The sequence below is a fragment of the Bradyrhizobium genosp. A genome (genome assembly GCF_049949275.1).
In the GTDB taxonomy this organism is placed as follows: Bacteria; Pseudomonadota; Alphaproteobacteria; order Rhizobiales; family Xanthobacteraceae; genus Bradyrhizobium.
On sequence record NZ_CP188196.1, the window covers coordinates 5979571 to 6002625 of the forward strand.

The following is a 23055-nucleotide window of genomic DNA, read 5'->3' on the forward strand; positions in this document are numbered from 1 at the left end:
TTCCTGATCCTCATCTCATTCTGCCGCGGCGCCCGAAGACGTCGCCGCCGCCTGCGCCAGTTGCCGCAAGGCGAAGCGCTTCAGTTTGCCGGTCTCGGTCTTCGGCAGTTGCGTCACGAACTCGATCGCGCGTGGATATTTGTAAGGCGCGATCTCACGTTTGACATGCTCCTGCAACTCGGCTGCAAGCTTTGCATCCGGCGTCACGCCCGGCGCGGCAATGACATAGGCCTTCACGATCATTCCGCGCGCCTCGTCCGGCGCACCGACGACGCCGCACTCGGCAACCGACGGATGCGTGAGCAGCGCTGCTTCGACATCCGTGCCCGCGATATTGTACCCGGATGACACGATCATGTCGTCAGAGCGCGACTGGTACCAGAAGTAGCCGTCGCTATCCATCAGATAGGTATCGCCGGTGATGTTCCAGCCGTTCTGGACATACTTCCGCTGCCGCTCGTCGGCGAGATAACGGCAGCCGGTCGGCCCGCGCACCGCGAGCTTCCCCATCGTGCCCGGCGGCAAATCGTTGCCGTCATCGTCAACGATCTTCGCCTCATAGCCGGGCACGGGCTTGCCGGTCGCACCGGGACGAATGTCGTCCTCGGTCGCGCTGATGAAGATGTGCAGCAGCTCAGTCGAGCCAATCCCGTCCATCAATTTGATGCCGGTGGCCTTCAGCCAGGCATCGAATGTCGACTTGGGCAGCGTCTCGCCTGCGGAGACACACTTCCGCAGCGAGGAGATGTCACGGCCCGGAAGCTTGGCGATCATGGCGCGATACGCGGTCGGCGCCGTGAAGCAGACCGTGGTCTTGTACTGCTCGATTGCTGAGAGGATATCGTCGGGCGTCGTCTTCTCCAGCACGACGAAGGACGCGCCGATGTGCATCGGGAACAGCACGCCGCCGAAACCGAAGGTGAAGGCCAGCGGCGCGGAGCCGACGAAACGGTCTTTCTGCTCGGCCCGCAGGATGTTACGCGCGTAGCCGTCGCACACCGCCAGCATGTCGCGGTGGAAATGCATGGTGCCCTTGGGATCGCCGGTCGTGCCCGACGTGAAGGCGATCAGGCAGATATCGTCAGAGGCGGTGTCGACGGCCCTGAACTCCGGACTCGCGTCCGCGATCAACGCCTCGAGCGAGTCGACCGCGCCATTGCCCCAATAGACCACGTGCTTGAGACCGGGCGCAGCCAGCTTCGCCTTCTCCATCTCATCGGAGAGTTTTCCGTCGCAGAGCGCGAGCGTGATCTCCGCTTTCTGGATCGGATAGGACAGCTCCTTGGCGCGCAGCAGCGGCATGGTCGCCACGCAAATGCCGCCGGCTTTGATCACTGCAAGATACGTCGCGACCATCATCGGACTGTTGGCGGAGCGCAGCAGCACGCGGCCACCGGTGACAAGACCGAGCTTGCCGACCAACACATTGGCGATACGATTCACCAACGCTTGAAGCTCGCGATAGGTGTAGCTGACGGCGGGACTGATGACGCAAGGCGCATCGCCATGCCCCTGCTCGACCCAGCGGTCGAGGAAATAGCTGACGCAGTTCAAACGCGGCGGATAGAGCAGCTCCGGCCGCGTGAAGATGAATTCCGGCCAGAACTCAGGCGGCGGCAGATGCTGCCGCGCGAACGTATCGACATGGGCGGTCGCGGCGTTGCCGTCATGCGAGCCCGAGACTTGAACCTTGGCGGCGTTGGCCATCGCACGCTCCTTTGCGCATGGAAAGCACCCGGCAGCACTAACTCGGGAAACATTTTAGGCTTAAAACAATTCGGCGCAATAGTGGATTTTGGGCATCCCATGCATTTTCATGCGGCAAGGGGGGATGAGAAGGGCGCGTCGGCCCGCGCCTAGAGCCGGCGACGCCCGGCCGATTTCTGCGCCGACACCTTGGTCTTGGCCAGCAACCGCATCAGCTCGCGCACGTCCTTTGGCGTGAGGTCGGCGAAGAGGTCGGCGATCCAGGTCTCGTGTTCCGCAGCCATCCTGCGAAACTCGGCCCGGCCGAGTTTCGTAAGGCGGATGACCTGGACGCGGCGGTCAGTCTCCGAGGTGCGGCGGTCGAGATGGCCGGATTCCACCAGGCGCTCAACGAGGCCGGTGACATTGCCGTTAGACACCATCATGCGCTTGGAGACATCTGACAGTGTCATGCCGTCGGGCGCCTTGTCGAGCTGCGCCATCAGATCGAAACGGGGCAGCGTGACATCGAAGCGCTGCCGCAGCCGGCCGCGGACTTCTCCCTCGATCAGGGTCGTGCAGGTGAGCAGGCGCAGCCACAGCCGAAGCTCTTCGGCATGGTCCTCCGGCGTTTCGACGGCCTTGGTCTCGGAATCGAGCATCTCGATGCAGTCACTCACGGCTGGCATTGGCGCCGGCACGGATTCCCCAACGTTTTGAGCTTCAAATAAATCGACGCCGGCCGCAAGCCCAAAGCTGCAACAATCGACCGCACGCCAGTTTCTTTAGGCTTCAAATAATTGGCGCGACGCTTGCATGCACCGCTGCCCGCAAGACGGTGAGGCCTTGAGCTTGGCTTGCCGCAGGCGCCGTCATCGGCATAAGCTTGCATCGGAGTACGCGGCTTGCAACGCAAGCCCTGATGTCACGGGGGATAGATTATGAAGACACAACTGACCTTGGCTGCGACCGCGTTGCTGCTCGGCACCGCGATGAGCCCTGCCCTCGCTCAGGAGAAGATCAAGCTGGGCGTTATCGTGACCCTGTCTGGCCCCGCCGCAGCACTTGGCCAGCAGGTTCGCGACGGTTTTGCACTCGGCGTGAAGGACCTCGGCGGCAAGATGGGCGGACGCGATGTCGAGGTGGTCGTGGTCGACGACGAACTCAAGCCGGATGCCGCCGTGACCAAGGTCAAGGGCCTTCTGGAGCGCGACAAGGTTGATTTCGTAGTCGGACCGATCTTCTCCAACATCCTCCAGGCGATCCACCGGCCCGTGACGGAATCGAAGACCTTCCTGATCAGCCCAAATGCCGGCCCGTCGACCTTTGCCGGCAAGGATTGCAACCCGTTCTTCTATGTGACGTCTTATCAGAACGATCAGGTCCACGAGATCCTCGGCAAGGTCGCGCAGGATCGGGGCTACAAGCGGATGTATCTGATGGTGCCGAACTATCAGGCCGGCAAGGATTCGGTCGCAGGCTTCAAGCTCGACTACAAGGGCGAGATCGTCGAAGAGTCTTATATGCCGCTCAACACGCTGGACTTCCAGCCGGAGCTTTCCAAGATTTCGTCGCAGAAGCCCGATGCGCTGTTCACGTTCATGCCGGGCGGCCTTGGCGTCAACCTCGTCAAGCAGTACAAGCAGGCCGGTCTCGCCGACAGCATTCCGGTGCTATCGGCTTTCACCGTGGATGAATCCACCTTGCCGGCGCAGCAGGATGCAGCCGTTGGCATGTTTGGCGGCGCGAACTGGGCGCCCAATCTCGACAATCCCCAGAACAAGAAGTTCGTTGCCGCCTATGAGGCCGCCTATAATGGCGTGCCCGGCACGTACGCCTTCCAGGCCTACGACGCTGCGATGCTGATCGACAGCGCGGTCAAGGGCGTGAAGGGTGATCTCTCCAACAAGGAGGCCGTGGCGGCTGCGCTGAAGAAGGCGGACTTCACGTCGCTGCGGGGGTCGTTCAAGTTCAACACCAACGGCTATCCGATCCAGGATTTTTACCTGACCAAGGTCGCCAAGCGCCCGGACGGCAAATTCCAGACCGAGATCGTCCAGAAGGTTTTCGAGAACTACGGCGACCGCTATGCCAAGGATTGCAAGGCGGCGAACTAAGGCCGCGCGTCGCGTTCAGGGAGGACTGCAATGAAGAGCGAAATCACCGGCATCACGCGGGCCAATGAAGGAATCCAGGGCATCTCCTGGAACATCCTCGGCCAGACCTATGTGCCGAAGAGCAACACCGAGAACAGCTTCTCTTGGCACGCCACGCTGCCGCCGGGCACGTTCGTGCCGCCACACATTCATCCCGACCAGGACGAATATCTCTACATGCTGGAGGGCAAGCTCGACTTCGTGCTCGGCAATTCGGAGGCGCAGGCAACGCCCGGCGATCTGATCCGTCTCGGCATGGGCGTGCCGCACGGCATCTTCAACAAGTCGGAACAGACCGCAAAAGTTCTGTTCTGGGTCTCGCCGACCAAAAAGCTGTTCGACCTGTTCTGGGGCCTTCACAACATGAAGGAACAGAAGCCGGAGGACGTGGTGGCGATGGCCGCCGAGTTCAACATCCACTTCCTGCCGCCGCCGCCCGGCGCCGGCTAACAGCTGCTTTAGGCGCGCACCGCCGCGAGTCCCGGCACCGCGGCGAATCCGGCCTTGCTGGCATAACCGCGCACGATCGCCTCGCGCTGGGAATAGCTCAGCACGTTGTCGACATTGTCAAACCCGTCGGGCGCAAGCTGCTCGACGGCGTCGATGACGCCCTCGGGGCCGCCGCGCCGGTTGGAGCGGACGATGTCCGCCGTCATCGGCAGGCGCTTCTTCTCGTATTCCATCAAGGCCTGACGCGGATGCTCGGCGCGCACCAGCGCATCCGCAAGACAGCGCGCGTCGAGGATCGCCTGCGAAGCGCCATTGGAGCCAACGGGATACATCGGATGCGCAGCATCGCCGAGCAGGGTGACGCGCCCGGACGACCAATAGGGCAAGGGATCACGGTCGCAGGTGGGATATTCGTAGAATTCGGGCGTCGCCGAGATCAGGCTCTTCACGTCGATATAGGGCACCGAGAAGCGCGCGACATGCGGCATCAACTCCTCGCGCCGGCCCGGGCGCGACCAGTCTTCTTTCCGCGGCGGCGGCGCATTGCCCTCGCCGACCTTCACCAGCACCGCCCAGTTGGTGAGGCGGCTCGCTGGGCTCGATCCCTCCGCGATCGGATAGATCACCACCTTGGCGTTGAGGCCACCGGCGACGATCATCGACTTGCCGGTCAGGAACAGCGGCCAGTCGCGTGCACCGCGCCACAGCATCAGGCCGTTCCAGCACGGCGGTCCCTCGTTCGGAAACAGCGTGTCGCGCACGCGCGAATGGATGCCGTCCGCGCCGATCAAAATATCGCCGCGCGCGGTATGGATATGCGAGCCAACACGATCGAAGAAGTACGCAGTGACGCCGCCCTCGTCCTGCGTGAAGGCGCCGAGCCGGCAGCCGGTGTGGATCGCCTCCGCTCCCAGCCGCTCCTCGACGGCGCGATGGATGACGCCCTGGAGACGGCCTCGGTGAATCGAGAACTGCGGCACGTCGTGGCCGGCGTCGACGCCGCGGGCTTCGCGCCAGACCTCCTGGCCATGGCGGTTGAGATAGTAGAGCTGGTCGGTACGGATCGCGACGTCGTCGAGCTTCTGCAGCAGGCCAAGACTGGCAAGCTCACGCATGGCGTGCGGCAGCGTGTTGATACCGACGCCGAGCTCGCGGATCGTATCGGATTGCTCGAAAATCTCGCACCCGATGCCGCGGGCCCGCAGCATCAAAGCCGTGGTGAGACCACCGATACCGCCGCCGACGACAATCGCCTTCATCGCCCCTACTCCACTCAATACACAGGCAATTGAGTTAACGTCGCACGGGCGGTCACTCCGCCGCAAGCGGCTTTGTCGCCTCCGCCTTGAGCTCGGCCCGGGTCTTGGGCTTAGCCTTAATTCGCAGCTCCTCGAGATCCTGCCGATCGCGCACGCTGTTGCGGAAAATCTGGTCCTTTCCGGGCAGATATTGCGGCGGACAGAATGCGTCGTTTGCGCCGTACCAGGCCGCCGCCTTCATGGTGAAGAAGGGGTCGACCAGATGCGGCCGCCCAAACGCGACGAGGTCTGCCCGGCCGGCGGCCAAAATCGTATTTGCCTGGTCCGCGGTCGTGATGTTGCCGACGCACATGGTCGCCACCCGCGCCTCGTTGCGGACCTGGTCGGAGAACGGCGTCTGGAACATGCGCCCATAGACCGGCTGCGCATCGCGAACCGTCTGCCCCGTCGAGACGTCGACGAGATCGACACCGGCTTCGGCGAAAGCACGCGCAATGGCCACCGCATCATCGCCGGTGATGCCGCCATCCGCCCAATCAGTCGCTGAGATGCGCACCGACATCGGCTTGTGTTTCGGCCACACCGCCCGCAGTGCCTCAAATATCTCGAGCGGGAAGCGCAGCCGGTTTTCGAGCGAACCGCCATATTCGTCCGTACGGCTATTCGTCAGCGGCGAGATGAAGCTCGCGAGCAGATAGCCGTGGGCGCAGTGTAGTTCGAGCATATCGAAGCCGCAGCGCTCGCCGCGCTCGGCCGCGGCAACGAAAAAGTCTCGCACGGCGTTCATGCCGGCGCGATCGAGCTCGCGCGGCACCTGGCTGTCGGGGAAATAGGGGAGCGGCGATGCCGAGAATACCTCCCAGCCGCCCTCCTCCAGCGGACGGTCCATGCCGTCCCACATCAGCTTGGTCGCGCCCTTGCGGCCGGCGTGCCCGAGTTGCAGGCAGATTTTTGCAGCCGAATTGCCATGGACGAAATCAACGATGCGCCGCCATGCAGTCTCCTGCTCGTCATTCCACAATCCGGCGCAGCCGGGCGTGATCCGGGCGTCGCGGCTGACGCAGGTCATCTCGGTGAAGATCAGGCCGGCGCCACCGATGGCTCGCGAGCCGTAATGCACCAGGTGAAAGTCGGTCGGCACCCCCTCTTTCGCCGAATACATGCACATCGGCGACACCACGGCGCGGTTGGCGATCTCCATCTCGCGTAAGCGGAATGGCTGGAACAGCGGCACCATCGGCTTGTCGGTGCTGACGTCGAAACCATGGCTACGCACCTGCCTGGCGAAGGACTTCTCGACCTCGGCGACGAAATCGGGCGCGCGGAGTTTTAGATTGTCGTAGGTGATGGCCTTCGAGCGCGTCATCACGCCGAAGGCGAATTGCACGGGATCGAAATCCCAGAAGCGGTCGACGTGCTCGAACCAGACCAGCGAGACGTCGGCGGCGTGCTGGGTCTTCTCGACCTCTTCGCGGCGGCCGTGCTCATAGACATCCAGTGCAGCTTTGATGTCGGGTGCCCTTGCCATCGCTTCGGCCAGCGCGATGGCGTCTTCCATCGCGAGCTTGGTGCCCGAGCCGATCGAGAAATGCGCGCTCGCCTTGGCATCGCCGAGCAGAACCATGTTGTCCTTGACCCAGCGCTTGCTGCGGATCATCGGGAAATTGCGCCACATCGACCGGTTGGTGAGCAGCTTGTGCCCATCGAGAAACCAGCCGAAGATCTCGGCCATCCGCGCGGCGGACTCGGTCTCGTTCAGTCCCGTCAGGCCCGCACGTTCGAACGTCTGCGGATCGGTCTCGAAAATCCAGGTCGAGTGCCCCGCTTCATATTGGTAGGCGTGGGCGATGAAGGGTCCCCATTCCGTCTCCTGAAAGATGAAGGTGAAGGCGTCGAGCGGCCTGGTCGAGCCCATCCAGGCGAACTTGTTGGTGCGAAGGTCGACTTCCGGTTGGAAGTGCTCGGCATATTTCTCGCGGAAACGGCTGTTGACGCCATCGGCAAGCAGGATCAGATCGGCATCGGCAAAGCGCGACTCATCGTCGATATCCACTTCGAAATGCAGGCTAACGCCGAGCTCGCGCGCCCGCTCCTGCAGGATCAGCAACAATTTTTGCCGCGAGCATCCGCAAAAGCCGTTGCCGCCGACCCGGTGCACCGTGCCGCGAAAATGCACTGCGATATCGTCCCAGTAGGCGAACTCCTGGGTGATGCGGCGGTAGCTGGGAAGATCGTGCTTTTCGAAATTGTCCAGCGTGGCGTCCGAGAACACCACGCCGAAGCCGAAGGTGTCGTCGGCGCGGTTGCGCTCATAGACGGTGATATCGGCGCTCGGGCGCTGCTTCTTGAGCAGGATCGCTGCGTAGAGACCCGCAGGTCCACCACCGATGATCGCGACTTTCATGGGAGCCTCGCCAATTCACCCGGCCATGAAAACTATTTTAAGCCTAAAATAATTTCTGGCAAGTCCCCGTTCCACGCTTCCCGCAGGAAAAGGCCGCTCAGTCGCCCCTGAAGACCGGCTTGACCTTGTTGGCAAAAGCCTCGAAGGCGCGCTCGAAATCAGCCGTCGTCATGCACAAGGCCTGGGCAACGGCCTCCGCTTCGATCGCCTCCTCCACCGACATCGCCCACTCCATCGCCAGCATCCGCTTGGTCATGGTGTTGCCGAAGGTGGGTCCTTCCGCGACCTGCTTGGCCAGCAGCTGCGCCTGGAGCAGCACCTGCTCCGGCGTGACGATGCGGCTGAAGAAGCCCCAGCGCTCGCCCTCTTCCGCGGTCATGAACCGGCCGGTGTACAGAAGCTCGGAGGCGCGGGACTGGCCAATGATCCGCGGCAGGATCGCGCAGGCGCCCATATCGCAGCCGCCAAGACCCACCTTGTTGAACAGAAATGCCACCTTGGCCCCGCTCGCGGCAAGCCGCATGTCGGACGCCATGGCGATGATCGCGCCGGCACCGGCGCAGATGCCCTCGACCGCGGCCACGATCGGCTGCGGGCAGGCCCGCATCGCCTTGACGAGATCGCCGGTCATACGGGTAAACGCCGTCAGCCCCTTGGTGTCCATCTTCACCAGCGGGCCGATGATTTCGAACACGTCGCCTCCGGACGAGAAATTGCCCCCGGCGCCGGTGACGACGATGGACTTGACCGCGTCATCGAACGCGCAGGCCCGGAAGAAGTCCGTCAGCTCCCGGTAGCTTTCGAAGGTCAGCGGGTTCTTTCGCTCGGGACGATTAAGCGTCACGGTAGCAACGCCGTCGACCACGGCCAGCAGGAAGTGTTGCGGCGAATAGTCCACGAGCGGCACGGTGACAGGATTGGCTGGTCTGCTCATGAGATCTCCTCAGCTTTCTTGTTCTGCGCCTGTGCCACGCACACTAGATTTCGCCACCGGCGACGACAATCGCCTGCCCTGTGATCGCACCGGCACCCTCGCTGCACAACCACAGCACGGCATTGGATACTTCCTGAGGTGTGATCAGGCGCCCCTGCGGATTGTGCTTTGCGAGCTCGGCGATCGCCTGCTCGCGGGTTCGCCCGGTCTTCTTCATGATGTTGTCGATGCTGCCGGCAACCAGATCGGTGTCGGTGAAGCCGGGGCAGACCGCATTCACGGTTACGTTGCTGCCGGCCAATTCCAGCGCAAGCGAACGCACAAGACCGACCACGGCGTGCTTTGCCGCCGTGTACGCGCTTACGTATGCATAACCCTTGAGCCCGGCCGTCGATGCAATCGCGACGATGCGCCCATAGGGGCGATCCTTCATCCCCGGAAGCACTGCCTGGACGGCATGGACAACACCCATGAAATTGACGACCATCATGCGCGCAAAAAGCGCGCCGTCCGATTTCGCAAATGGCGCGGATTCGGCGCTGCCGGCGTTGGCGATCAGAATATCGATCGGCTTTCGCGCATGCGCTGCGGCGACCGCTGCCTTCAGCGCAGCTTCGTCCGAGACGTCGGCAACGGCTGCAAAATGCGCGGCCCCCGCGCTCACCGCCTCTTCGAGAGTAGCGGCATTCCGGCCGAGCACCGTCACGGTGGCACCGGCGCCGACAAGAGACGCCGCAATCGCGCGGCCGATGCCGCGACCGCCACCAGTCACCAGCGCGTGCGGCGAATGCGGTAATCCGGACATGCGCGGCTCCCTCAAGATCTGCTGATCGTTCCTCCGATATATTTTAACCTTCAAACTTTTGCAACGAAAGCGCGGATCGACGCCGCAAACGCCCGCGCGAGAGAGCGGCCTGAAAATTGCTTTAAGTATAAAATTATCTCTTCCCATCGCCCACAGGCCTGTTAGCATCGCCTGGCCAAGCAAAAGGATGTCGCGTGTCGCAGCCTGCCCCAATGATAACAAGGGACGAACGCTTCGCCTATGAAGCCGCGGGCGATCCGGGTGCGATACCCCTGATTTTCCTGCATGGCATTGGCGGCGCAGCGCGGGCCTGGCAGCAGCAGCTTGCCACATTCGGCAATCGTTTCCGCGCGATGGCGTGGGACATGCCGGGCTATGGCGGCTCGGCGCCGCTCCCCAGCGTCAGCATCGCTGCCCTGGCCGATGCACTCCAGCAATTCATCGAGCAGATCGGGGCGACAAGCCCCATTCTGGTCGGCCATTCGATCGGCGGCATGATCGTCCAGAAATGGCTGGTGCAATCGCCGAAACTGGCGCGCGCTGTCGTCCTCGCACAGACCAGCCCGGCCTTCGGCAAGGCTGGCGGCGACTGGCAGAAATCGTTCATCGCGGCACGGCTGGGCCCGCTCGATCGCGGCGAGACCATGAAGTCTCTGGCACCCTCCCTGGTGAAGGAGCTCGTCGGCGACGATCCCGATCCCAAAGGCATGGAGCTTGCGCGCGAGTGCATGGGAAGCGTGCCAGAGGCGAGCTATCGCGCCATGATGCTGGCGCTGGTCGGATTCGACCAACGCAGCACGCTCAAGGACATTTCCGTGCCGACGCTGCTGCTGTCTGGCTCCAAAGACAACAACGCGCCCGCGCCGATGATGGCGAAAACGGCAACCTACATTCCCGGAGCCGAATATGTCGAACTCCCCGGCGTCGGCCACCTTGCCAACCTCGAGCGGCCTGACGCATTCGACAAAGCTCTCGGCAGCTTCGTCGATTCCGTTGCTGCAAAACACGGGTGACTGCGCAATGACCATGCAAGTCAGCAAGACTATTGGCACCACCGATAAGGTCGCGCTGGATGCGCCGATCTTCGATCCCGTGGCGTTCCGCCTGAGCGACGAGCAAGCGGGCATCATCGCGCGGGCGCGCGAGATCGGCCAGAGCGTGTTCGCAGGTCGCGCAGCGAGCTACGATCGCGAGGCGGTCTTCCCGACCGGGAACTATCGCGACCTGCACCGCGTCGGTCTGCTCGGCATCGCCGTGCCGAAGAAGCACGGCGGATTAGGCGCGAACTATCAGACCTATGCCTTGGCCGCGGCGGAGATCGGTCGCTATTGCGGCGCGACCGCGCTGACCTGGAACATGCATGTCTGCTCGACGCTGTGGTCCGGGCCGCTGGCTGACGACCTCGATATGGACGCGGAGACCCGCGCGGAACACGAAAAGCGGCGCGCCATCCACTACAAGCGCATCGTCGAGGACGGCGCGATCTATTCGCAACCCTTCTCCGAGGGCGGCGCGGCAGCCGCCGGCGGCGTCGCCTTCGGTACGGAAGCAAAGCCTGTCGAAGGCGGCTGGATCGTCAACGGCAAGAAGATCTTTGCATCGCTGTCCGGCCACGCCGATTATTATGGCGTGCTCTGCACCGAGATCGAGGAAGGCGAGAAGGCCTCGCGTCGTAATACGCTGTACCTCGCGATCCCCGCGAAGTCGCAAGGCGTATCCGTCGTCGGTGACTGGGATCCTCTCGGCATGCGCGGCACGGTCTCGCGGACGTTGCTGTTCAAGGATGTGTTCGTGCCGGAGGATTCCGCGTTGATGCCGCGCGGCGTCTATTTCCAGGCCGCGCTGCGCTGGCCGCATATGTTCCTGACACTGTCACCGACCTATATGGGCCTCGCGCAAGCCGCTTACGATTTCACGGTGCGCTATCTGCGCGGCGAGGTGCCGGGCATGCCTCCGGTCAAGCGCCGGATGTACCCGACCAAGCAGATCGCGGTTGCGCAGATGCAGATCAAGCTCGAGCAGATCAAGGCGATCTGGTTCCAGGCCGTCACCGAAGCACACGCCAATCCAAGCAAGGAGCAGGTGCTGCGCGCCTACGCCGCGCAATATTCGGTGATGGAAGGCGCCAATGAGCTCGCCGCGCTTGCGATCCGCACCTGCGGCGGGCAGGCCATGCTCCGCTCACTGCCACTGGAGCGCATCTATCGCGACAGCCGCTGCGGCTCGCTGATGCTGCCCTGGACGGCCGAGCTCTGCCTCGACCGGATCGGTCGCGAGGCGCTGTACGAGGCTGGCGAAACGGACGACTGACGGTGGACCTCTGCAGTCTGATCGATCGCAACGCGGCGTTTTCGCCAGACAAGACCGCCATCGCCTTCGAGGGGGAGCGGCTGAGCTACGCGGCGTTCGCTGATCGCATCGAACGGACCGCAACAGCCTTGAAGCAGGAGTTCGGTGTCGGCCGCGGTGACCGCGTCGCGATCCTCAGCCTGAACCGGCCGGACTATCTGGTCCTGCTCTATGCATGTGCGCGGCTCGGCGCGATGCTGGTGCCGCTGAACTGGCGGTTGGCGGTCGCCGAACAGCTCTTCATCCTCACCGATGCCGGCGCCAGGGTGCTGGTGCTCGAGCAGGCGTTTGAGGGAGTCCTTCCCGAACTCGCGCCGGGCACCACTGTCGTCGGCCTCGATTTTGCGCCACCACACGGCATGACCTTCGACAGCTTGCTGGCGCGTAAGGGAAGCAGCGGACGCAACCCGCACACCGATCTCTCCTGCCCGCTGCTCATCGTCTACACGTCGGGAACAACCGGGCGGCCGAAGGGTGCGGTGCTGCGCCAGGAGGCGCTGTTCTGGAACGGCGTCATGAGCCAGCACATGCACAACATGACATCCGACGATCATGTGCTGACGGTGCTGCCGTTCTTCCACGTCGGCGGGCTCAATATTCAGACGACCGCGGCACTTCAGCTTGGCGCGACCGTCACAATCCATGCCCGCTTCACGCCGAACAAGGCGCTTGCCGCGATCGCGCATGATCGGCCGACCCTGACGGTGATGGTGCCGGCGATCATCCAGGCCGTCAGCGAGCACCCCGCCTGGGCCACGACCGATCTCTCATCGCTGAAGGCCGTTGCCACCGGCTCGACCATCGTGCCGCCCCACCTGATTGATCGGTTCGTCGCACGCGGCGTGCCGGTGCTACAGGTTTACGGCTCGACGGAAACCTGCCCCATCGCCGTCTACACCCGCCTCGGCGGCGATCTCTCGCGCGTGGGATCGACCGGACTTGCCGGCCTGTGCTGTGAAGCGAAGGTGATCGATCAGGCCGGCAACGAGGTGCCGGCGGGCGCGCCGGGCGAGATCGCGGTCCGCGGCCCCAACGTCTTCTTCGAATATTGGGGCAATGCGGACGCCACGCGAGACGCGCTGCACGACGGCTGGTATCGCACCGGCGATATCGGCCTGTGCGACCCGGACGGCTATTTCTGGGTCCGCGACCGCAAGAAGAACATGATCATTTCCGGCGGCGAGAACGTCTATCCCGCAGAGGTCGAGCGCGTCCTGCTCGAACATCCAGACGTCAGCGAATGCGCAGTGATCGGCCGGCCAGACCCGCGCTGGGACGAGGTCCCCATCGCTTATGTCATCCGACGATCCGGCTGCCGGCTCGAAGCGGATGAGCTGAGAGCGCATGTTCAGGCCCAGCTCGCCCGCTACAAGGTTCCGCGCGACATCGTCTTCGTCACGGACCTGCCGCGCACGGCGCTGGGCAAGGTCCAGCATTTCCTGCTGAAGCAGCTTGATGCGCAGTCGCGCGCGCAAGGAGAAGCAACTTGAAGATCGCGGTTCTGGGTGGGGGGAACGGCTCTTTCGCGGCCGCGGGCGACTTTGCACTGTCGGGGCATGAGACCCGACTCTGGCGCCGTGACGCAGAACAGGTCGAAGCACATCGTGCCGCCGGGTCGCGCATCCTGCTGAAGGACCACAATGGCCAGCGCGAAGTGAAGTTGGTGCTGGTAACCACCGACATCGCCGAAGCCGTCAGCGATGCCGAGCTGATCCTGTGCCCCGCCCCCGCGTTCGCTCAGCAGGATATCGCGCGTCTCCTCGCTCCACATCTGCGGGATGGCCAGGTCGTGTTTCTGCCGCCAGCGACATTCGGCTCGATGATATTCGCGCAGGCGATGCGGGACGCAGGCAATCGTGCCAAAGCGAGCTTCGCTGAAACCGGTACACTGCCATGGCTCACCCGAAAGCACGGGCCATTCGAGGTCGCGATCACCATCCGCGCCAAGCGGCTGCCGGTCGGCGTGTTCCCACTCGATCAGGCGCCACGTGCGCTCGAGGTGATTGGACGCGCCTTCCCCGATGTGATCGAGCCTTGCGGTGACGCGCTGTCCGGCGCGCTGATGAATGCAGGCTGCATCATCCATCCGCCGCTGATCGTGATGAACGCGGGTCCGATCGAGCATTTCGAGCGGTGGGACATCCACAAGGAGGGAACGCAAGCCGCGATCCGGCGAGTGACCGACGCCCTCGACGCCGAGCGGATCGCCGTGCGGAAGGCGCTCGGATATGGCGCCCCGCATTTTCCGCTTGCGCACCATTACGCGAGGGAAGGCGAGATCTGGATGTATGGCCGCGGCTCGCATGACCGGCTGACCGATTCCGGCGACTGGCGCGAGCGGATCGTGCTGACCGAGCACCGCTACATGCGCGAGGATCTGCGGCTGGGGCTTTCGCTGCTGGTGTCCGTCGCCGGGTTGGCGGGCGTGGCCACACCGCTCGCCAAGGCGTTCCTGGCCATCGGCGGCGCAATCTGCGGCGAGGATTTTACGCAAGGCGGCCGGACCTTGGAGACCCTGGGGCTCGGCAAGCTTCACAAGGCCGAATTGCAGATGCTGCTTCGCGAGGGATTTTGACCGATGAACAGCCGCGCCAACATTGCCTGTCTCGGCGCCGGCCGCATGGGCCGCGGTATCGCCGTCGCGTTCGCCTATGCGGGGCACACGGTCACGATGATCGACATCAAGGCCCGTTCAACCGAGGACTTCGCCAAGCTTGAGGCGGATGCACTCGGCGAGGTCAGGAAAACCTTTGCCAGCTTGTCCAAGCTCGGGCTGCTGACCGAGACCGACGTTGATCCGCTGATCACGCGGGTTTCAGTGGTGCCGGCCAGCCAAAGCAGCACCGCACTAGCCGGAGCCGGAATGGTGTTCGAGGGCGTTCCGGAGGTCGTCGAGCTCAAACGGGAGGTGCTGGGGACGGCTTCAAAACTGGTCGGCCCTGACACGATCATTGCATCGACGACGTCAACCATCCTCGTCGACGATCTCTCTGGCGCGATCGTAAATCCCCGCCGCTTCCTCAATGTGCACTGGCTCAACCCGGCCTATCTGATCCCACTGGTCGAGGTTTCGCCCGGCAAAGCTACCGATCCCGCCATCATTGACGAGGTCAAGGCGCTGCTCGAAGGCATCGGCAAGGTGCCTGTCGTCTGCGCGGCGACACCGGGCTTCATCGTCCCCCGCATCCAGGCTCTCGCCATGAACGAAGCTGCGCGCATGGTCGAGGAAGGCGTCGCCAGCGCGGAGGAAATCGACAAGGCTATCCGCTACGGCTTCGGCTTCCGCTATGCCGTACTCGGGTTGCTGGAATTCATCGACTGGGGCGGCGGCGACATTCTGTATTACGCCAGCCGGTATCTTGAGGGCGCACTCGGCAGCGACCGCTACCGGGCGCCGGATGTCATTTCGCGCAACATGCATGAGGGCCGGATCGGCCTGCGCACGGGCGCCGGCTTCCTCGATTATTCAGGCATGGACGTTGACGCCTATCGCGCAAGGCGCCTCCAGGCCATGGTGGACCTGCTCCGGCACTTCGACCTCGCTCGCCCGCCCGTGCTCGATCGCAGCTAGCCGAAAACGTCCTGAAGCACGCCTTCCCGCACCACCGCGACGCCATCAAGCTCGATGGTCGTTCCCATCATTGGCAGGTCGAAATGGCCCGCGGTATAACGGCCGGCAAACTCATTGGCACCGGTCGAGAACAGAAAATTGCCGGAGACGGCGCGGATCTCAGTGCCGTTGGTGTCGCGCTGGTCATACATTGACAGCGCCTCGTAGCGCGCCCCCGGGTTCATGCCGAAACCGACATGCGACACGGCATAGGCCTCCCGATCGCCCCAGGCGGCGAGATAGGCGCGCATCATTGCCGCATCCGTGCCCTCGCCTTCCAGCTCGACCACGTAATCATCCTTCAACGTCATCTTCACCGGCGACGTCAGGTAGCGCTTGAACGTGAGATTGATGTCGCCCGGGGCCATCACCAGCGTGCCGTTGATCGTCCCGCTCTTCGGGAAGCTGACAACGATGCCGCCCGGCCAATGCGCCAGCGTGCCGGGCTTGTCGGTCCAGCCCCACACGCCGACCGTGGACGCACCGACCATGTCGACATCAAGTGACGTGCCAGCCTTCGAGGTGACCCGCATCCGCTTGGTCCCGCGCAACATCTTGGCCGCCGCCCGAACGCGCTTCTCCAGTGCCGGATCCGGCACCATTCGCTCCAGCGCCTCGGGATGCTCGTTGGAGATCACCAGGATGCGCGCGCCGGCCTTCAGGATCTCGGGCGTCTCCACCGCATGCATCAGGCCCTCGATGGTGCAATCCACCACGAAGCCAGCTTGCTGAAGCGCAGTGATGACCGGGCCGAGCCGCTGGATCGCTTCGCTGGCGCCGGTTGAGCGGACCGGAACGATGTTGCGGTTACGCGGCGTCGGCATGACGACGTGAAACGGCTTCGCTCCCATTCGAAGCAAGGCCAGCTCTGCCAGGTGCACATTCAAAGCGCGCGACTGCGTCTCCGAGAGGATCGCTGCGGTATCGCCAGCCTTGACCGCGCATCGGTCAAAGATCTCGCAAAACGCGTCGATCCACTTTGCCTCGATACGATCAGCCAGCATGGTTCACTCCCGGTCTTCTGGTTTCTTGTTCGTCGGTTCACGCTTCGGGGAAGCCTCGCAAGAGGTACGACCTCAGGGCGCCCAACAACGCATTCAGCATCAACCCCAGCAGCGAAATCGTGATCAGGGGCACGAACATGTCGACCGCCTGGAAGGTGCGGGCCGCCGTGACCAGCACATGCCCCAAGCCGTCCGTCGATGTGATCATCTCAGCCAAAAACACCACGATGCAGGAAATGACAAGACCGATCCGGCACCCGGTCAGGATCGACGGCATCGCTGCCGGCAAGACGACCTTGAACAGGATTTCATAACGCGGCGTTCCCGCCGCCATGGCTGACCAGATCAGCTTTTGCTCCACCGTAGACGCCCCGTAGTAGGTGGACAGCAGAATGGGAAAGAGCGCGTCCGCGGTCACCAGCGTGATCTTCGACCCGTGGCCGAAGCCAAGCAACAGCAATAGCGCCGGATAGAGCGCGACCTTCGGCAGCGGCGCCAGCACCCGTACGATCGGCCGAACAATGGCGTTGATCGCCGGACTGGCAGCGGCCGCTATGCCGATGCTGACGCCAAGCACGACTGCGATTGCGAAGCCGGCGAACAGCCGGATCAGGGTCGCCGCGATCTCCTGCTGAAACGTCCATGTCACGAGCTGCTGGAGCAGCCGGCTGAAGACGATGCGCGGCGGCGGCAGCAAAACCGCCGGCGCGAATCCGAATGACACGAGGCCCTGCCACAGCGCGATCACCAGCACGATTGGCGCGAGCCCAAAGACGACGTTTGCTGAGAGAGAACGTGGCATCATGAGAAGCTCAGCGGCATGTCGAACTGAGGCTCGGACCAGCGCACGAGCCTTGCGCGAACGCGCTCGAAGACCGAATCGAGACAGATGCCCATTGCACCGACAATGATGATCATCGCGTAAACCGTATCGTATTGGCCCATATCGAGCGCATTGAACAGGATGTTCCCTGCCCCCGACTGGCGCGCGATCATCTCGCTGGTGATCATCGTGATCAGCGCCAGCACCAGGCCAGTGCGGCACCCGGTCAGGATCTCGGGGAGCGCGGCCGGCAACACGATCCGGACCAGGCGCTGCAAGGGCGGAAGCCCCATCGCCGCACCCGACCACAGCATCTTCTCCTCGACGGCCTTGGCGCCTTCAAAACTGTGATAGATCACCGGAAGGCTGACCCCGAGGAAGATCACCAGCGTCTTGGTGATGTCACCGACGCCGAGCCACAGCATGATGATCGGCATCAGCGCGGCCTTCGGCACCGGATAGATCACCATCAGCAGCGGATTGAAGAAGGCTGCGACTGCCCGGCTACGGCCCATCAGCAGGCCCACTGGAATCGAAACCAGCACCGCGATGCCGAACCCGATCGCCATGCGGCGTAGCGAGGCTAGGATATTGATCAGAGATTCCTTGTCACCGAGAATATCCGGGATTGCGCGGATCGCCTCAAGCGCTGTCGGAAAACTATCGTTCTTCAACGCGAGCGACGCGACCTGCCACACCGCCAGCAACCCGATGCAGGCAAGCACTGGCGCACCACGTTTCACCAATGCCGCCGGCGAGATCACGACGGTGATCCGCTCTCGTCGACCTCATCGAACATACGCTCGATCTCGACAACGTATTTCTGGTAGCGCGGATCGAGCAACAGCTCGTTGCGGCGCCGCGGCCGCGGCAGGTCGATATCGATGACCTCCCGGATGCGGCCGGGAGATTTCGACATCATCACGACCTTGTCCGAAAGAAAGACGGCTTCGTCGACCGAGTGGGTGACGAATAGCACCGTCTTGCGGTCACGCTCCCAGATGTTCAGAAGGTCGTTCTGCAAGCGCGTCCGGGTGTGCGCGTCGAGCGCGCCGAACGGCTCGTCCATCAACAGGACTTCGGGATGGTAGGCGAGCGTCCGGGCCAACGCGACGCGCTGCTTCATGCCGCCCGATAACTCCTTCGGATAGAAGTTCTCGTAACCCTTGAGACCGACCATCTCGATTAGAGCGCGGCTCTGTGCTTCTGCCTCAGCGGCTCGGACACCTTGCTGACGCGGACCATACATCACGTTGCCCAGCACGGTCTTCCACGGAAACAGCGCAAACTCCTGGAATACCGGCCCGCGATCCGGCCCCGGCCCAGTGATCGCCTGTCCCTTCATCCGTGCCGCGCCGCTGGTCGGGCTGACGAAGCCACCGACGATGTAAAGCAGCGTCGACTTGCCACAACCGGATGGCCCGAGGATGGAGACGAACGCCCCCTCCTCGACCGTCAGGGAGATGTCTGATAATGCCAAATGGTCCTTGCGCGCCGAGGTCTGGAAGACCTGCGAGACGCGGTCGATCTCGATGATCGCAGAAGCCGGCTTTTGTGATGTCACCGGTCTCATCCATTCGCTCGATCTCGAAGGCACAACCTTCATCCCGTCTCTCGCTTCACTCACGCGCGAACGTCACGCAACCGATCTGCCGAATCTCCTCCATCAGCGGCACGAGCTTAGCAAGAAACTTGCCAAACAGGTCGCCATTTTCGCACGCGCTCAGTCGAACCACGGCCACTCCGCCGGTCCCTCATGCGTGACCGCTCCACCCGGTGCCTGGCCGACCAGACGCGCATATTTCGCCAGAGCACCTGCGCGATGACGCGGCGGGCCTTGCTTCCAATCGCGTCGGCGTGCAGCGAGTTCCTGCTCATCGACCAGCAAGTCCATGCGACGCCGGGCGGCATCAATCCGGATCTTGTCGCCATCGCAGACAAGCGCCAGCGGGCCGCCAACAAACGCTTCCGGAGATACATAGCCGATACACATGCCGCGCGTGGCGCCGGAGAACCGCCCGTCCGTGATCAAGGCCACCTTCTCACCCATGCCCTGGCCGTAGATCAGCGCAGTAACGCCGAGCATCTCGCGCATGCCGGGACCACCCACCGGCCCTTCATTGCGGATCACCAAAACTTCGCCAGCCTTGTAGCTACGGCCACGAACAGCCGCGACGCAAGCCTCTTCATCCTCGAAGACCCGCGCCACGCCCTCGAAGAACTGGCTCTTCAGGCCCGCGATTTTGATGACGGCGCCATCGGGACAGAGATTGCCCTTCAGAACCGCCACACCTCCGTCCGGCATGATCGGCGAGCCAGCCGCGTAAACAACCTCGCCATCGGGCGCGTTGGCCGCGCCATATTCTTCGGCGAGCGTACGGCCCGTGATGGTCAGGCAGCTGCCGTCGATATGCCCGCCTTGAATCAACTCGCGGATCACAACGGCCGCACCGCCGATGTCGTAAACATCCTTCGCCGTGTATTTGCCCCCCGGCCGCAGGTTTCCGATCAACGGTGTTCTGGCAAAGACCTCGCCGACATCATCGATCGTGAACGCAATGCCGGCTTCGTTCGCAATCGCAGGCAGATGCAGCGCGGCATTGGTCGATCCGCCCGTGGCGGCAACGATCGCGGCTCCATTTTCCAGAGATTTCCGCGTCACGATGTCACGCGGCAGCGACCCGCCTCGTTCGAGCATCTCCATGATCAACCGCCCCGCGCGCCGCGATATCTGCGCGCGCTCGGCATAGACACCGGGCACCATCGACACATTGGGAATGGTCAGGCCCATCGCCTCCGACACCATTCCCATGGTGTTCGCGGTGAACTGGCCGGCGCAGGCGCCAATGGTCGGCAAGCAGGCGCGCTCGATCCGCTCGAGCGTCGCAGCGTCGATCTCTCCGGTCATGAAGCTGCCAACAGCCTCATAAGAGTCGAGGACGGTCAGGGTCCGCCCGTCTACACGCCCTGGCAGCGAACTGCCGCCATAGATGAAGATCGATGGCACGTTGCAACGAACCATGCCCATCATCACGCCTGGAAGTGTCTTGTCGCATCCGCCGTATCCGATCAGCGCGTCGTAGGCGAGGCCATGAACGACGGCCTCGATGGAGTCGGCGATCAGCTCTCGCGAGAACAGGGAGAATTTCATCCCCTCGTGATTCATGCTGATGCCGTCGGACACCGAGATGGTCGAGAATTCACGGGGCGTGCCACCGGCCTCCTCGATCCCGGTCTTGGCGGCCGCCACCTGGAAATCGTGGGTCATGTTGCAGGGCGTCTGCTCGCCCTTCATGCTGACGATGCCTACCATCGGCTTGGCAATGGCCGCGTCGTCCAGCCCCATAGCGCGCATGAAGGCACGGTGCGGAGCCCGGTCGAGGCCGTCGGTCGTTATCCGTGATCGCAACTTCTTCATGCCTGCATCATCTTCATGCAATGTCCCGCGCCCGGCGGGACATTGCGACCTCATTGGTCCAGCGAACAGCCCGATCGCCTATTGCATTGGCGCGACGATCGTCGGGTGCTTGAACTGCGCGACATCCAGCTTCGGCAGCATTCCCGTTTCCGCATAGATGTCGAGCATCTTCTGGATCGCCGGGAAATTCGGCGCCGCACCAGGATCGCGGCCGAAATCGTTATCCTTGAGCAGATAGGTCTCGAGCACCGGGATGGGCGCTTTCAAGACTTCATTGACAACCTTCAACGTCTCTTCGCGGTTCGCCAGCGCCTTCTTCATGCCCGACGTGATGTCGCGGACATAGGCCTTGACCAGCTCCGGGTTCTTGTCGACGAAATCGGCGCGGCAAGCTTCCAGAATGTGCACGATGTTCGGCATGGCCTGCGACAGCGAGAACAGCTTTCGAGTGCCGCCCTTGGCCTCCGCACGCGCCGCAAACGGCTGGTTCATGTTGACCGCATCGACCCGGCCCTGGCGCAGCGCATCTTCGGAGACGGCAAAGCCGACCTCGACCAGCTTGACGTCCTTGGCCGGATCGATGCCGTTCTGCTTCAGGAGCAGGTTGAACGGGCCTTGCGTGCCGCCGCCGATGACGGAAATGCCGACCGTCTTGCCCTTGAGATCTGCAATCGTCTTGATCGGCGAGTCATCCATGACCGCCCAATACACGGAGAAGCCACCGGGCTTCTCGAAGACGTGCTGCGCCACGATGTAGGCCTTGAGATTGCCGCCGACCACGCCATTGGCAAGCGAGAGGGGCGCCTGCGTCGCGCAATCCAATGCGCCGGCCGCCAAGGCCTGCGTCATCGGCGCGGTACCCTGAAACTGGGTCCACTCGATGTTATAGGTCTTGCCGATATCGGGAAATTCGGCCGGCCTGCGCATCATCCAGTATTTGGATTCCTCGGCCGGGATAGTCCAGCCCACGCGGATCGTATGCTGAGCCCGTGAGGGGCTTGCGCCCGCAATCATGGCCGCCGCAGCCCCGGCTGCCAGCATCCACCTCGAAACTGCCCGCATCGTGCCCACTCCGTTGCTCCGGCGCCGACCGACGCCACCCAACCCGACCGGCCCAAATGTTTCATGGTTCAAACAATCAAGCAAGCCATGCATGCCGGCCGGTTTCGCTGCGGGATGCGTTCTGTATGGTACGCAGCGGTCGCGCTGCGACACAAGGAGGCAACCTATGGCTGATGCGAGCAAGGCAAACCCGCAAGGCGTCGAGAAGCTCGGTTATCTCGGCCTCGGACTGATGGGGATGCCGATGGCCCGACGCTTGCTCAAGGCCGGCTATCACGTCAGCGTCTGGAACCGTTCGGAAGGCAAAGTAGCTCCGCTCGTCGAGGCCGGCGCCAAGCGCGTAGACACGCCTCGTGACCTGTTGGCGAGTTGCGACATCGTCTTCATGTGCGTGACGGATGCCGCCGCCGTCGAAGAGGTGATCTTCGGGCAGGAAGGTCTTGCGGCAGCTCCCGGCGTAGGCAAGCTCGTGGTCGATTTCTCGTCGATCCACCCCGACGCCGCGCGCGAACTGGCTGCGCGATTGAAGTCGGCGAACGGTGCAGGCTGGATCGACGCACCGGTGTCCGGCGGCACCAAGGGCGCCGAAGAAGGCACGCTGGCCATCATGGCCGGCGGAGAGGCCGCCGACATCGAGCGGGCACGGCCCTATGTGCTGGCCATGGCCCGCAGGTTCACCCACATGGGTCCGACCGGTGCCGGGCAAACCACAAAACTCTGCAACCAGGTGATCGTCGGATGCGCAATGGCCGTGCTTGCGGAGGCGACGCGCCTTGCCTCGAATGCAGGGATTGATGCAAGCCGGCTGCCCGAGGCGCTCGCCGGCGGCTTTGCGGATTCGATCCCGCTTCAGCTCTTCGTGCCGCGCATGGTCCAGGGCATCCACTCACCGCCGCTCGGCCACATCGCGACGATGCTCAAGGACCTCGACACGGTCGCCGATGTCGCCCAGGCAACGTCAACGCCGGTGCCGATGGCGACCCTCGCGGGACAGATCTTCAGGCTGGCCAAGGCTGCACGCGGCGCAGGCGCGGACGCTCTGGAAATCTACAAGCTCTCGGCCACAGACCGTTGAACTGACCAGCGTTCCTGGAT

At 63.2% G+C, this 23055-nt stretch carries 20 protein-coding genes; 8 read left to right on the forward strand and 12 right to left on the reverse strand.

The genetic code is table 11. The features are described from left to right. Positions 1-15 precede the first annotated feature (15 nt). Positions 16-1707 (reverse strand): benzoate-CoA ligase family protein, encoded by a 1692-nt coding sequence (locus ACP2YP_RS27975; protein ID WP_426419478.1) that lies wholly within the window; start codon positions 1705-1707, stop codon positions 16-18. 149 nt (positions 1708-1856) lie between these two features. Continuing rightward, positions 1857-2375 carry a MarR family winged helix-turn-helix transcriptional regulator gene (locus ACP2YP_RS27980; RefSeq protein WP_426419479.1) on the reverse strand — a complete coding sequence of 173 codons (519 nt, stop codon included), beginning with the start codon at positions 2373-2375 and terminating at the stop codon, positions 1857-1859. Between the two features lie 252 nt (positions 2376-2627). Here ACP2YP_RS27980 and ACP2YP_RS27985 point away from each other — a divergent pair, with 252 nt between their 5' ends. Beyond that, positions 2628-3803, forward strand: a complete 1176-nt coding sequence (locus ACP2YP_RS27985; RefSeq protein ID WP_426419480.1) for an ABC transporter substrate-binding protein — start codon at positions 2628-2630, stop codon at positions 3801-3803. A 30-nt stretch (positions 3804-3833) separates the two neighbouring features. Next, complete coding sequence (locus ACP2YP_RS27990) at positions 3834-4292, forward strand: cupin domain-containing protein (RefSeq protein WP_426419481.1); 459 nt, start codon at positions 3834-3836, stop codon at positions 4290-4292. 8 nt (positions 4293-4300) lie between these two features. Here ACP2YP_RS27990 and ACP2YP_RS27995 read toward each other — a convergent pair whose 3' ends face one another. From ACP2YP_RS27995 to ACP2YP_RS28010, 4 genes are all read right to left on the reverse strand, one after another. Further along, a complete protein-coding gene (locus ACP2YP_RS27995; RefSeq protein ID WP_426419482.1) occupies positions 4301-5551 on the reverse strand; it encodes a flavin-dependent oxidoreductase in 1251 nt (416 codons plus the stop codon). Positions 5552-5603: 52 nt separating this feature from the next. Continuing rightward, positions 5604-7955, reverse strand: a complete 2352-nt coding sequence (locus ACP2YP_RS28000; protein WP_426419483.1) for a bifunctional salicylyl-CoA 5-hydroxylase/oxidoreductase — start codon at positions 7953-7955, stop codon at positions 5604-5606. 97 nt (positions 7956-8052) lie between these two features. Next, the gene (locus ACP2YP_RS28005) at positions 8053-8889 is read right to left on the reverse strand and encodes an enoyl-CoA hydratase family protein (RefSeq protein ID WP_426419484.1); all 837 of its coding nucleotides are present in this window, start codon (positions 8887-8889) and stop codon (positions 8053-8055) included. A 43-nt stretch (positions 8890-8932) separates the two neighbouring features. Further along, positions 8933-9694 carry an SDR family NAD(P)-dependent oxidoreductase gene (locus ACP2YP_RS28010; RefSeq protein ID WP_426419485.1) on the reverse strand — a complete coding sequence of 254 codons (762 nt, stop codon included), beginning with the start codon at positions 9692-9694 and terminating at the stop codon, positions 8933-8935. 194 nt (positions 9695-9888) lie between these two features. On the opposite strand from ACP2YP_RS28010, the gene ACP2YP_RS28015 reads away from it, so the two are divergent. The 5 genes from ACP2YP_RS28015 to ACP2YP_RS28035 are packed head-to-tail and all read left to right on the forward strand — an operon-like array spanning position 9889 to position 15614. Beyond that, positions 9889-10707 (forward strand): alpha/beta fold hydrolase, encoded by an 819-nt coding sequence (locus tag ACP2YP_RS28015; protein ID WP_426419486.1) that lies wholly within the window; start codon positions 9889-9891, stop codon positions 10705-10707. A gap of 7 nt (positions 10708-10714) precedes the next feature. Then, a complete protein-coding gene (locus ACP2YP_RS28020) occupies positions 10715-12004 on the forward strand; it encodes an acyl-CoA dehydrogenase family protein (RefSeq protein ID WP_426419487.1) in 1290 nt (429 codons plus the stop codon). A 2-nt stretch (positions 12005-12006) separates the two neighbouring features. Continuing rightward, complete coding sequence (locus tag ACP2YP_RS28025) at positions 12007-13533, forward strand: class I adenylate-forming enzyme family protein (RefSeq protein WP_426419488.1); 1527 nt, start codon at positions 12007-12009, stop codon at positions 13531-13533. Then, positions 13530-14618, forward strand: coding sequence for an NAD/NADP octopine/nopaline dehydrogenase family protein (locus ACP2YP_RS28030; RefSeq protein WP_426419489.1), 1089 nt, complete (start codon positions 13530-13532; stop codon positions 14616-14618). Before ACP2YP_RS28025 ends, ACP2YP_RS28030 begins: the two co-directional genes overlap by 4 nt. A 3-nt stretch (positions 14619-14621) precedes the next feature. Continuing rightward, positions 14622-15614: a 3-hydroxybutyryl-CoA dehydrogenase gene (locus ACP2YP_RS28035; RefSeq protein ID WP_426419490.1), complete on the forward strand. Its 993-nt coding sequence runs from the start codon at positions 14622-14624 to the stop codon at positions 15612-15614. Here ACP2YP_RS28035 and ACP2YP_RS28040 read toward each other — a convergent pair. The 6 genes from ACP2YP_RS28040 to ACP2YP_RS28065 form a co-directional block, all read right to left on the reverse strand. Then, complete coding sequence (locus ACP2YP_RS28040) at positions 15611-16657, reverse strand: peptidase M29 (protein ID WP_426419491.1); 1047 nt, start codon at positions 16655-16657, stop codon at positions 15611-15613. The two genes, ACP2YP_RS28035 and ACP2YP_RS28040, sit on opposite strands and share 4 nt — an antisense overlap. A gap of 37 nt (positions 16658-16694) precedes the next feature. Continuing rightward, positions 16695-17462: an ABC transporter permease gene (locus tag ACP2YP_RS28045; RefSeq protein ID WP_426419492.1), complete on the reverse strand. Its 768-nt coding sequence runs from the start codon at positions 17460-17462 to the stop codon at positions 16695-16697. Further along, the gene (locus ACP2YP_RS28050) at positions 17459-18244 is read right to left on the reverse strand and encodes an ABC transporter permease (RefSeq protein WP_426419493.1); all 786 of its coding nucleotides are present in this window, start codon (positions 18242-18244) and stop codon (positions 17459-17461) included. Before ACP2YP_RS28050 ends, ACP2YP_RS28045 begins: the two co-directional genes overlap by 4 nt. Beyond that, positions 18241-19086: an ABC transporter ATP-binding protein gene (locus ACP2YP_RS28055; RefSeq protein WP_426419494.1), complete on the reverse strand. Its 846-nt coding sequence runs from the start codon at positions 19084-19086 to the stop codon at positions 18241-18243. The genes ACP2YP_RS28050 and ACP2YP_RS28055 overlap by 4 nt, the downstream gene beginning before the upstream one ends. A gap of 117 nt (positions 19087-19203) precedes the next feature. After that, entirely contained in the window at positions 19204-20898 is a 1695-nt protein-coding gene (ilvD, locus tag ACP2YP_RS28060; protein WP_426419495.1) for a dihydroxy-acid dehydratase, read from the reverse strand. Positions 20899-20976: 78 nt separating this feature from the next. Further along, positions 20977-21960, reverse strand: a complete 984-nt coding sequence (locus ACP2YP_RS28065; RefSeq protein WP_426419496.1) for an ABC transporter substrate-binding protein — start codon at positions 21958-21960, stop codon at positions 20977-20979. Between the two features lie 166 nt (positions 21961-22126). Between ACP2YP_RS28065 and ACP2YP_RS28070 the strand changes: the two genes are divergently transcribed. Then, positions 22127-23035, forward strand: a complete 909-nt coding sequence (locus ACP2YP_RS28070) for an NAD(P)-dependent oxidoreductase (protein ID WP_426419497.1) — start codon at positions 22127-22129, stop codon at positions 23033-23035. The last annotated feature ends 20 nt before the right edge of the window (positions 23036-23055 follow it).

Coding starts and splice junctions, on each gene's coding strand:
- ACP2YP_RS27975 (WP_426419478.1), bottom strand. CDS start 1,707: ATGGCCAACGCCGCCAAGGTTCAAGTCTCGGGCTCGCATGACGGCAAC.
- ACP2YP_RS27980 (WP_426419479.1), bottom strand. CDS start 2,375: ATGCCAGCCGTGAGTGACTGCATCGAGATGCTCGATTCCGAGACCAAG.
- ACP2YP_RS27985 (WP_426419480.1), top strand. CDS start 2,628: ATGAAGACACAACTGACCTTGGCTGCGACCGCGTTGCTGCTCGGCACC.
- ACP2YP_RS27990 (WP_426419481.1), top strand. CDS start 3,834: ATGAAGAGCGAAATCACCGGCATCACGCGGGCCAATGAAGGAATCCAG.
- ACP2YP_RS27995 (WP_426419482.1), bottom strand. CDS start 5,551: ATGAAGGCGATTGTCGTCGGCGGCGGTATCGGTGGTCTCACCACGGCT.
- ACP2YP_RS28000 (WP_426419483.1), bottom strand. CDS start 7,955: ATGAAAGTCGCGATCATCGGTGGTGGACCTGCGGGTCTCTACGCAGCG.
- ACP2YP_RS28005 (WP_426419484.1), bottom strand. CDS start 8,889: ATGAGCAGACCAGCCAATCCTGTCACCGTGCCGCTCGTGGACTATTCG.
- ACP2YP_RS28010 (WP_426419485.1), bottom strand. CDS start 9,694: ATGTCCGGATTACCGCATTCGCCGCACGCGCTGGTGACTGGTGGCGGT.
- ACP2YP_RS28020 (WP_426419487.1), top strand. CDS start 10,715: ATGACCATGCAAGTCAGCAAGACTATTGGCACCACCGATAAGGTCGCG.
- ACP2YP_RS28035 (WP_426419490.1), top strand. CDS start 14,622: ATGAACAGCCGCGCCAACATTGCCTGTCTCGGCGCCGGCCGCATGGGC.
- ACP2YP_RS28040 (WP_426419491.1), bottom strand. CDS start 16,657: ATGCTGGCTGATCGTATCGAGGCAAAGTGGATCGACGCGTTTTGCGAG.
- ACP2YP_RS28045 (WP_426419492.1), bottom strand. CDS start 17,462: ATGATGCCACGTTCTCTCTCAGCAAACGTCGTCTTTGGGCTCGCGCCA.
- ACP2YP_RS28055 (WP_426419494.1), bottom strand. CDS start 19,086: ATGAAGGTTGTGCCTTCGAGATCGAGCGAATGGATGAGACCGGTGACA.
- ilvD (WP_426419495.1), bottom strand. CDS start 20,898: ATGAAGAAGTTGCGATCACGGATAACGACCGACGGCCTCGACCGGGCT.
- ACP2YP_RS28065 (WP_426419496.1), bottom strand. CDS start 21,960: ATGCGGGCAGTTTCGAGGTGGATGCTGGCAGCCGGGGCTGCGGCGGCC.
- ACP2YP_RS28070 (WP_426419497.1), top strand. CDS start 22,127: ATGGCTGATGCGAGCAAGGCAAACCCGCAAGGCGTCGAGAAGCTCGGT.